The sequence below is a fragment of the Halorubrum sp. B52 genome (assembly GCF_059752555.1).
Genome location: NZ_MWTG01000008.1, coordinates 539566 through 548893, shown reverse-complemented (window position 1 = coordinate 548893; position 9328 = coordinate 539566). Strand labels below are relative to the sequence as shown.

At 70.3% G+C, this 9328-nt stretch carries 10 protein-coding genes and 1 tRNA gene; 6 read left to right on the top strand and 5 right to left on the bottom strand.

The window, feature by feature from the left end; translation table 11 throughout:
• Nucleotides 1–67: 67 nt before the first annotated feature.
• The 3 genes from B4V04_RS08595 to B4V04_RS08585 form a co-directional block, all read right to left on the bottom strand.
• Nucleotides 68–139: transfer RNA gene (locus tag B4V04_RS08595), tRNA-Ala, on the bottom strand.
• A gap of 91 nt (nt 140–230) precedes the next feature.
• Complete coding sequence (locus B4V04_RS08590; RefSeq protein WP_498230824.1) at nt 231–779, bottom strand: type II toxin-antitoxin system RatA family toxin; 549 nt, start codon at nt 777–779, stop codon at nt 231–233.
• 422 nt (nt 780–1201) lie between these two features.
• Nucleotides 1202–2254, bottom strand: a complete 1053-nt coding sequence (locus B4V04_RS08585; protein ID WP_498230822.1) for a M42 family metallopeptidase — start codon at nt 2252–2254, stop codon at nt 1202–1204.
• A 177-nt stretch (nt 2255–2431) separates the two neighbouring features.
• Between B4V04_RS08585 and B4V04_RS08580 the strand changes: the two genes are divergently transcribed.
• The 4 genes from B4V04_RS08580 (at nt 2432) to B4V04_RS08565 (ending at nt 4519) form a co-directional block, all read left to right on the top strand.
• The gene (locus B4V04_RS08580) at nt 2432–2689 is read left to right on the top strand and encodes an MTH865 family protein (protein ID WP_144799366.1); all 258 of its coding nucleotides are present in this window, start codon (nt 2432–2434) and stop codon (nt 2687–2689) included.
• Nucleotides 2690–2798: 109 nt separating this feature from the next.
• Entirely contained in the window at nt 2799–3500 is a 702-nt protein-coding gene (locus B4V04_RS08575; RefSeq protein ID WP_498230820.1) for a J domain-containing protein, read from the top strand.
• A 30-nt stretch (nt 3501–3530) separates the two neighbouring features.
• Complete coding sequence (locus B4V04_RS08570) at nt 3531–4289, top strand: metallophosphoesterase (RefSeq protein ID WP_498230818.1); 759 nt, start codon at nt 3531–3533, stop codon at nt 4287–4289.
• 32 nt (nt 4290–4321) lie between these two features.
• Nucleotides 4322–4519 carry a hypothetical protein gene (locus B4V04_RS08565; RefSeq protein ID WP_498230817.1) on the top strand — a complete coding sequence of 66 codons (198 nt, stop codon included), beginning with the start codon at nt 4322–4324 and terminating at the stop codon, nt 4517–4519.
• An 80-nt stretch (nt 4520–4599) separates the two neighbouring features.
• Here the strand turns inward: B4V04_RS08565 and B4V04_RS08560 are convergent, their stop codons facing one another.
• Together B4V04_RS08560 and B4V04_RS08555 are read right to left on the bottom strand one after the other, a co-directional pair.
• Nucleotides 4600–5475, bottom strand: a complete 876-nt coding sequence (locus tag B4V04_RS08560) for a metal-sulfur cluster assembly factor (protein WP_498230816.1) — start codon at nt 5473–5475, stop codon at nt 4600–4602.
• Entirely contained in the window at nt 5475–6536 is a 1062-nt protein-coding gene (locus B4V04_RS08555; protein ID WP_498230814.1) for an amidohydrolase family protein, read from the bottom strand. The genes B4V04_RS08560 and B4V04_RS08555 overlap by 1 nt, the downstream gene beginning before the upstream one ends.
• Nucleotides 6537–6724: 188 nt before the next feature.
• Between B4V04_RS08555 and B4V04_RS08550 the strand changes: the two genes are divergently transcribed.
• Nucleotides 6725–7765 carry an NAD(P)-dependent alcohol dehydrogenase gene (locus tag B4V04_RS08550; protein ID WP_498230812.1) on the top strand — a complete coding sequence of 347 codons (1041 nt, stop codon included), beginning with the start codon at nt 6725–6727 and terminating at the stop codon, nt 7763–7765.
• A gap of 72 nt (nt 7766–7837) precedes the next feature.
• On the top strand, nt 7838–9241 hold the full coding sequence (locus B4V04_RS08545; protein WP_498230810.1) for a hypothetical protein: 1404 nt from the start codon (nt 7838–7840) through the stop codon (nt 9239–9241).
• Nucleotides 9242–9328: the final 87 nt, after the last annotated feature.

Genomic DNA, 9328 nt, shown 5'->3' with positions numbered 1-9328 from the left:
CGCGGGGTCCCCACGAGCGAAGCGAGTGGGGGCAAGCGAGGGAACGAGACGAACGAAGAGAGTCGAGTGGACTCGCGGGGATTTGAACCCCGGGCCTTCCCCGTGCCAGGGGGATGATCTACCACTGATCTACGAGCCCTCGTACGCGTTCCATCGTTCCCCGCTGGATATATTAAGGCCTTCGACTCGGCGATGACGCGCCCGTCGCCTCGGACGCGTGCCTTTCGCCCTCAGATCCGCTCGGAGTCGACGTACACGTCGAGGTCGACGCTGCGGGTCGACCCCTCTAGGTCGCGGACGGCCCGCTGAACGACGCGCTCGGCCTCGGTCCGGATGAGCGGGACCGCCTTCTTCACCACCCAGTCGAAGGAGACGAGCCGCGGGAGGTCGAGCGCGTCCGGGCTGGCCGACCCCGGGTCGAACTCGACTTCGAGCGCGACTTCGCAGGCGGGCGAGTCGGTCGTCTCGCCGGCTTCCTCCCCACCGTCCGACTCCACCGGCGTCACGCGCCAGCAGCCGCCGGCGTCGATGTCCTTCGTGATCTCCCAATCGATCCGTTCGGGCGGCTCAACCCCGGTCACCCGCGAGTGGGCCGTGTAGGTGACCTTCCACCACGCGAAGGTGAGAGCGTAGCGGGTGCCGGGGCCGCCGTCGCCCTCGATCGTCCGCACGTCGTCGAGGTACTTCGAGTAGCGGGCGTAGCCCGGGAAGTCGAGCAGGAACTCGTACACCTCCTCGGGGGCGGCGTACACCTCGGTGCTCACGACGAGTTCGTCCACGCACCGTGGTTCGGGCGGCGCGTAATAAGCAGTCCGGCGAGACTACGTGTGAGAGGATCGGGTAGGTCGTCGGCGTGTGTTCGACATGGTCGGAGGCGTCTTCGGTATCTCAGTCGGTAACGAATTAATGAATACCGCCGGGCCGACGGTGAACGCCTCCAAAGCCCCAGCCGCGACGGCTCGCGTGACTCGCTGCGCTCCTCAGTCGCTCACTTCGTTCGCTCCCTGCGGTGCTTGCGTCGTCAGGCGTCGCCCTCGCGGCTGCCCCTTTGAGTCCCACCCCAACCGCACCGCAACCGCGCCTCACGCCTCCCCAGCCTCGTCGGTCGTCCTCCGCGTTGCTCCGGACGACCGACTCCCTCGCACGCGCTCCTCGCGGCCGCCGGCGGCGGCCACTCGGAGGCGCGCGCCACCGCAGTAGTTTATAAAGTATAGTCGTGCTCTCCGGTCTCGGAGTCGAGGAACGCCGTCAGCAGGTCGATCGTCGCCGCGACGTCGTCGCCGTCGGCGGTCTCGGTGACGGTGTGGAGGTAGCGCGTCGGGATCGAGATGGCGCCGACGGGCTTCGCGCCGGCCGTGTTCTGGAACCCGGCGGTGTCGGTGCCGCCCGCGGGCAGCACCTCGTGCTGGTGGTCGATCCCCGCGGCCTCGGCCACGTCGGTCAGGCGACCGTGGACCTTCGGGCTGGTGATCACCGAGGAGTCCTTGAGCTTGATCGCGGTCCCCGCGCCGAGCTCGGTCACGGCGTCGGCTGGCTCCCCGATCTGCGGGACATCGTTGGCGACGGTGACGTCGAGCGCGACCGCGAGGTCGGGGTCGATGTCGACGCCGAGCGCGCTCGCGCCCCGGAGCCCCACCTCCTCCTGAACGGTGGCCGCGAAGTGGATCGTCACGTCGGGGTCGTCGATCCGGCGGGCGGCCTCCAGCATCGCGAACACGCAGACCCGGTCGTCGAGCGCCTTCCCGGTCACGCGGTCGCCCATGCGCGTCGTCGTCTGGTCGAGCGTGACGAGGTCGCCGACGCCGACGAGCTCCTCGACTTCCCCGCCGTCGCGGCCGAGGTCGATGAACACGTCTTTTACCTCGTCGTCCTTCTCCTTCTGTTCGTCCGTGAGCGTGTGCGGCGGCACGGAGCCGATGACGCCGGTGAGGTCCTCCTCGCCGTGGACGGTGACGCGCTGGGCGCGGAGCACGCGGGCGTCGAACCCGCCGAGCGGGTCGACCTGCACGAACCCCTCGTCGGTGACGTGACGGACCATGAAGCCGATCTCGTCCATGTGGGCCGCGACCGCGACCGAGTAGTCCGAGTCGCCCTCGACGGTGCCGACCACGTTCCCCATCGCGTCGGTGCGGACCCGGTCGGCGGTGTCGGCGAGCTCACGGCGCACGATCCCGCGGACGTCGTCCTCGTAGCCCGGAACGCCGCGGGCCTCGGTCAGCTCTCGCAACAGCTCGAAGTCGAAGTCGAACGACATGGGCGACCGTTGGAGTCCAGCACCAAAGGTAGGGAGGTTCCGGTACACTCGTCGCCGTTCTCGCCGTTCCCCCGGGCCACCGACGTCCGCACCGACCCCGCGTCGTCGTTCGAGAACTTCAAACATGTTTATCGTTGTTCCGCAACGCTTTTGCGGCGGCTCGCGGGATGGGAGTGTATGAGTGACGTCAGAGCGGAACTCCGCGAACAGTTCCTCGACGCGTTCGGCGGCGCCGACTTCCCCGTCGAGAACCAGATGGACCTCGTCCCGGCGCTCCCGAACGGCCCGGCCACGAAGTTCGAGGCCGGCGACGTGAGCCTCACGGCGATGGAGATGGCCGCGAAGCTCGGCAGCGAACAGGAGTTCCCCTACGAGACCGCCGAAGAGCTCGTCGACGACATCCTCGACGGCCTCGAGTCGAAGGGGATCATCTGACGCCGGCGTCCCCTTTTTCCGACGGTCGGCTCCCGCCCGGAGCGCGTCGCTCGCCGATCCCCCGCGGTCCCGGCGAGGGGTTGATAGGCGCCGAGCCGTTACCGGAGTCGTGGTCGTCGAGTTCATCGGCGCGGTGCCGCCGTGGATCCTCCTCGGGGTCGCGCTCGGCGGTGTCGCCTCCGCGCTCGCGGCGCTCGCCTTCTACCTCGGGAACCGGTTCGTCGCCCCGGGCGTCGCCGCGGCGGGCGGAGGCCGGTCCGCCGCGGGCGACGAGCGGCGCCGCCGAGAGATCCGCGAGTACCTGACGGCGATCGACGAGCGGTTCCGCGAGGACCACGCGCTCGGCGAGGTGGCCGTCCCCTTCTACCTCCCCGAGCGCGAGGTCGCCATCACGTTCGACGCGCACGACTACTTCCGGCTGGAGGGCGAGGGCGTCTACACCGTCCTCTGCGAGCACGAGATGCCGGGGCGGGGGCTCGGCCGCCGCCTCCCGTTCGACGTGATCGAGCCGGACTGGGGACCGGGCCCGTCCGTCGACCGGGGCGGCCGCGACCCGGTCGCCGCGGCGTTCGCGGAGCTCGACGTCGCCCGCGACGCCGACGCCGACGAGGTGAAACGCGCCTACCGCGAGCGCGTCAAGGAGACCCATCCCGACCAAGGCGGGGACGAGGAGTCGTTCCGGCGCGTCCGCGAGGCGTACGCGACCGCCCGCAACCACGCCGCGAGCGCGGGAGAGGGGAGCGGACGCGGACGCGGGCGCGCCGCGCCCCGAGGCGATCGCACCGATCCCCCGGCGGGATTCGGCCGGTGACGGGGGGCGGTCGATGACGAGGGGCGGCCGATGACTGGGATCGCGTTCGCCGAGCGCGCGGCGTACCTCGGCCGACACGACGCGCTCGTCGTCGCCGACCTCCACGTCGGCCGCGGGGAGGCCTCCGCGGTGTCGCTCCCGATCGGCGAGCGCGAGGACCTCGTCGACCGGCTCCGCGGACACCTCGCGCGCTTCGACCCCGCGACCGTCGTCGTCGCCGGCGACGCCGTCCACACGTTCGACCGCGTCACCGACCGGAGCCTCGGGACCCTGAACGCGCTCCGCGATGCCTGCGACGCGAACGGCGCCGCCCTGGAACTCGTCGCGGGCAACCACGACACGGCCCTCGCGAGCGCGTGGGACGGCCCGGTTCGCGAGGAGTACGTGTTGGACGCCGCTGGCGCCCCCCGGACCGTCGTCTGCCACGGCCACGAGGCGCCCTCGACGGCGGCGGACCGGTACGTGATCGGCCACGTCCACCCGACGATCGAGATCGAGGGCGACAGGCGTCCCTGCTTTCTCCGGGGCGAGGGCGTCTACCGCGGCGCCGGCCTCCTCGTGCTCCCCGCGTTCACCCGACTCGCCCCCGGCGTGGCCGTCAACGACATGCGAGCGGAGGCGTTCGACTCCCCGCTCGTCACCGACGCGGACCGGCTGGCGCCGGTCGTGGTCGATCCGGGAGCGGCGGGCGCAGACGACGCCGGCAGCGCGGACGCCGCGGACGGCGCGGGCAACGTCGGAGAGCCGCTCCGGTTCCCGCCGCTCGGCGAGTTCCGCGACCTGTTGTGAACGCTTTTGACGCTTCGTGCGTACCGTGAGCCATGAACACGGAGAACGCCTGCCTCGGCTGCGGCGAGCCCTTCGACTGGGGCGAGGGCGCGTGCCCCGAGTGCGGCTGGGACCGCGACGAGTGGGCCGCGAGCGGTCGCCACGGGCTGGAGAAAGAGGGACACGGCGAGCCGGAGGAAGACGGTCGCTCGGGCGGCGGCGGGCTCGGAGGGCTCGGACCGATCCGCTGAGACCGAGAGAACGCTGCGGAGAGGGCGAGAACCGACCGGCGGACTCCGTCCGGCGTCGATTTCGGTCGGCGGAGCGCGGCTCAGTCGTCGGTGCCGAGCGTCCACGTCGAGGTGAACTCGTCGACGTCGCCGTCGTACGTCGACCGGTCGCCGTCCGACGGGTCGACGTACTTCGGTCCCGATCCGTCCGGGCCGTCCGGGCCGTGGCGGGCGCGGTGGAGCGCGTCGCAGACGGCGCCCTGCCCGCCCATGTTCACGGTCGCGAGCCGGGACCGCTTCTGGACCACGTCCAACTGGTCCGCCGGGATCGGGTCGCCCTCCGGCGTCAGGAACAGCGTGTCGTCCGGCTCCGTCACGTGTCCGCTCGTCGTGACGCGGTCGAGGTAGTCGGCGATCGGCGCGGCGTCGACGACGAGCGAGAATCCGTCGAGGTCGACGTGCGCCTCGTCCCCGGCGATCGTCAGGTCGGCGCGAACGAGCGAGACGACCTGTTCGGGGTGGGCCCCCGCGTCGAGCAGGGCTTGGACCGCCTCGCGCTGCCTGGAGACGCGGGCCTTGTCGGCGATCGCGGCCCGGACCGCCGCGACGTCGCCGTCGGCGTCCGGGAACGTCTCGCCGAAGCTGTCGCGGGCGTTGACGCCGGCGGTTATCTCCTCGCCGTGCATGTGGTCGCACAGCTCGATCCGCGCCTCGCGCACCCGGTCGAGCGCCTCGACCTCGTCGCGGGCGTCGGTCGCCATCATCCACGCGAAGGCGGGCGAGCACCACGCCGTCGGGAGCGTGAATCGGACCTCGACGCGACCGCCGTCGATCTCGATCGCGTCGATGTAGTCGAGCTCGACGATGGAGCGGGCGAGCTCCGGGTCCTCGACGCGGTCGAGTCGCTCTCTGACCGCCTGAACCCCCGCGGGATCGCCGCCGGCGCCGCTCGTCGGGTCCGCGCTTCTCCCCGACATCAGTCCGCCGCGGCCCCCGCGTCGCCGCCGTAGTGGGCCTCGAGGTCGAACCGCTCGGAGATGTCGTCGTCGCGGAACTGCCGCTTCTTCGCCTCGATGTCGATGTCGTACAGCTCCGCGGCGTTCTCGCCCATGATCTTCTTCATGGTGTCGACGTCGAGCTCGACCCCGTACTCGTCTTTCTGCTCGTCGGTGAGGTCGGCGTTCATCACCTGGTCGACGAGCCAGTCCGGGTTCCACAGCGCGTAGTCGGAGCCGAACAGGATCCGGTCCTCGCCGAGCCAGAAGAGGAGTTCGCCCATGATCTCGCCGAACTTCCGCTCGCGGTGGGTCGACATCGCGGAGGCGACCGCGAGCCCGCCGTACACGTTCGGCTCCTGGGCCGCGATCCAGCAGAAGTCGTCGAGCCGCGGGAGCCCGACGTGGTTGACGATGAAGTTGAGCTCCGGGAACGACGAGGCGGCGTCGTCGACGTCTTTCACGTCGAACGCGTCGCGGTTGAGCGGGCGGATCGTCGGTCCCTTGTGGGCGTTGATGTTCTCGATGCCGAGGTCAGCGCACTTCTCTAAGAACTCGAAGGCATCGTCGCTGTCGAGCCGCCACCCCTTCGAGTCGCCGCGCCACTCGGCGGTGTACAGCTTCACGCCGGGGATGTCGTACTCCTCCTTGAGGTGTTCGAGGTAGCGCAGGCCCTCCTCGCCGTCGCGCGGGTCGAAGCTCCCGTTGAGCACGAACCGCTCGGGGTACTCCTCCGCGAGCTCGGCGTTCTGTTCGGTCGTGTTGAACCCCTCGTCGTAGAAGTCGTCGAGGTACGTCGGCTGGAAGATCGCCATGTCCGCGGCCGCGTTTCCGAACAGGTCCTCGGTCATGCGGTCGGCGCCGTAGTGGCGGTACGTGTCGATGTCCCACTGCTCCTCCTCCGGGGTGAACCCGGTGTGGTAGTCGTAGAAACACTGGAGGAACTGCTCGCCCCCCTCGTGGATGATGTTCTCCTCCCGCGCGTCCCACAGGTGAACGTGGCCGTCGATGACGAAGATCTCCTCGCCGTCCTTCTCGTACATACGAGTGAATGTGTGACTCGACAACACATAACTATAAGGATCGTTCAGGTAAATTACGCACCGGTTTTTCGTTCACGCGTCGGGTCGGCGGTTTCGCTTCGTCGGCGTCGTCCCCGAAGCCGGGAGCGACGCGAGAAGCCCTCACCGTAACGAACGTTTATGATGTAGGCTGCGAGATATTATGTCACATGCAAGCAGCCAGACTCCACGAGTACACCGACGACATGAGCGAGGGGCTCACGATCGACGAGGTAGACCGGCCGCACGCGACGGGCGCGAGCGACGTGATCGTCGAGGTCGAGGGCGCCGGGTGGTGCCAGACGGACAACCACATCATCGAGGGGATGTGGACGGAGTACGTCCCCCAAGAACTTCCGCTGACACTCGGCCACGAGAACGCGGGCACCGTCGTCGAGACGGGCGAGGACGTCGAGATCGTCTCGGAGGGCGATCCCGTGATCTGCCACCCGGTCCAGACCTGCGGCACCTGTCGTCCCTGCCGGCTCGGCGAGACGATGTACTGCGAGAACAACGCGTTCAACGGACTCACCGTGGACGGGGGGTTCGCCGAGTACCTCCACACCAGCGAGCGCTCGGTGATCCCGCTGCCGTCCGGCGTCGAACCGATCGACATCGCGCCGCACGCCGACGCCGGGATCACGGCGTATCACGCCGCCAAGAAGGCGGTCGCCGACCTCGACCCCGGCGACCACGCGGTCGTCATCGGCGTCGGGGGGCTGGGCCACATCGGCCTCCAGTGTCTCGACGCGATGAGCGCGGCCCGGATCACCGCGGTCGACCTGAAGGAGTCCGCGCTCAGCTTGGCTGACAGCTACGGCGCCGACCACCTGATCAACCCCTCCGAGTCGGACGTTCCGGCCGAGATCGAGGGGATCACCGACGGGAAGGGCGCCGCGCAGGTGCTCGACTTCGTCGGCGAGGACGTCACCACCGCCTACGCGCCCGACATCACCGCCGCCGGCGGCGATCACCACATCATCGGCTACGGCGGACACATCCACGAGCCGGCGCAGGCGCTGGTGAACGGCGAGTTCTCCTTCGTCGGCAACATCGTCGGCCGGTACGCCGAGCTCCAGGAGCTGGTCGCGCTCGTCGAACAGGGCGACGTCGACCTCCACACGAGTCGGTACGAACTCGGCGACGTGAACACGGTCGCCGAGAAGCTCGAACACGGCGAGATCGACGGCCGCGCCGTGATCACGCCCTGAGTCGGGAGCCGACTGCCGAGCGCAGGCCCGACCCGCAGAAGATTTTTATCGATCGTTGTGGAGCCTCCGAGTATGGACCGCAGAGCCCTCCTCTCCGCGATCGGCGGGTCCGTCGCCGCGCTCTCCGGCTGCGCCGGAGCCGATCCGGGCGCTGGTCCGGCGCCGAACGGGACCGACGACGGGTCGGCGGGAGCCGACGGCGAGGGGTCGGACGGCGGTGACGAGTCCGGCGCGTCCCTCGACGTCAAGCTCCGAACGGTGCCCCACGTCGTCACCGCCTACGAGCCGTCGCCGAGCCGCGGGATCGACCCGGAACGCGTCGTCCCCGAGTCGGAGGTCCCGGCCGCGCTGCGCGACCCCCTCGCCGAGGCGCGCGGCGGGCGGTTCGAGACCGACGACCCGAGCGACGCGCTGCTGGCCGCCGTCGACGAGTTCCGCGTGTACGACCGCGGCGAGCTCAAGCCGTACGTCGAGCTGGACGGGACGCGCTACGCGTTCGAGCCGACCCTCCCGACGTTCACCGCGGCGCTCGTCGACGAGGAGGCCGAGGGGTACGACGAGGACCGCGTCCTCCGGGAGGCGGGGCGGCGCGACGACCTCGGCTCGGCGGCGGTCGAGACGTTCGTCAACGCGCTGACGGCGTACGGCCCGAACACGGCGCGGGGAGAGTACCGCCGGTGCGTCCGCCCGGAGGCCGTCGCCGCGTTCCTCGACGAGTACGACTACTTGGAGGACGGACGCGGCGTTTCCCGGATCCGCACGACCGTCGAGAACGAGGACCCCCCGTACGCGATCACGGCGCGCGAGCTGGCCGAGACGGACATGTGGGACCGGCCGGTGGTCGACGAGTCGGCGCTCGACGACGAGGTGGCGGCGTTCTTCGAGCGCGCGCTGGCGTCGCCCCACCGAGAGCCGGCGTTGCCGACCCCCGGCCGGAGCCAACTCTTCGCGGACGACGTGCCGGACGCCTACGGAGACGTCGCCGCCGAGTACGACGAGCCGCCGTACTACCGGATCGACGGGACGGTGTACAGCGTCTTCGTGGGGGAGCCGCGGTACGACCGGCTCCCGGTGTCGGTGTCCGTCGCGCCGAGCGAGGACGCGGACCGACGGTTCACGCTCAGAGTCGCGCCTGCGCCCGAGAACGCCGACGGGGACGTCGAGGGGCCGTACACGTTCACGAGCCGCGGCGCGCTGCCGAGCGCCCTCTGGGTGGTCCACGAGGGGGAGCGGACGGAGCTGGACATCGTCGAGACGGAGGGGATCGAGGGGCCCCCGCCGACCCGCAGCGACGGTGAGGCGCTGGAGTCGCTCGACGCGGGCGACGAGATGGCCGCGACGTACGCGGTCCCCGCGGAGCTCCCCGCGGATACGTACGTGAGCCGCGGGCTGTTCGGGGTCTCCTGGAACGTCCCCGATCAGACGCCGGGGGAACACGGGGCGTACCCGTTCGAGCTGGACATCGCGGTCGAGTGAGCGGGGGCGGGGGTCCGCCCGCCGATCGAGGGACCCGCCGTCGCAGCGGAGACACAAGTCGACGTTTCATCCACGGGAAACGTTTTA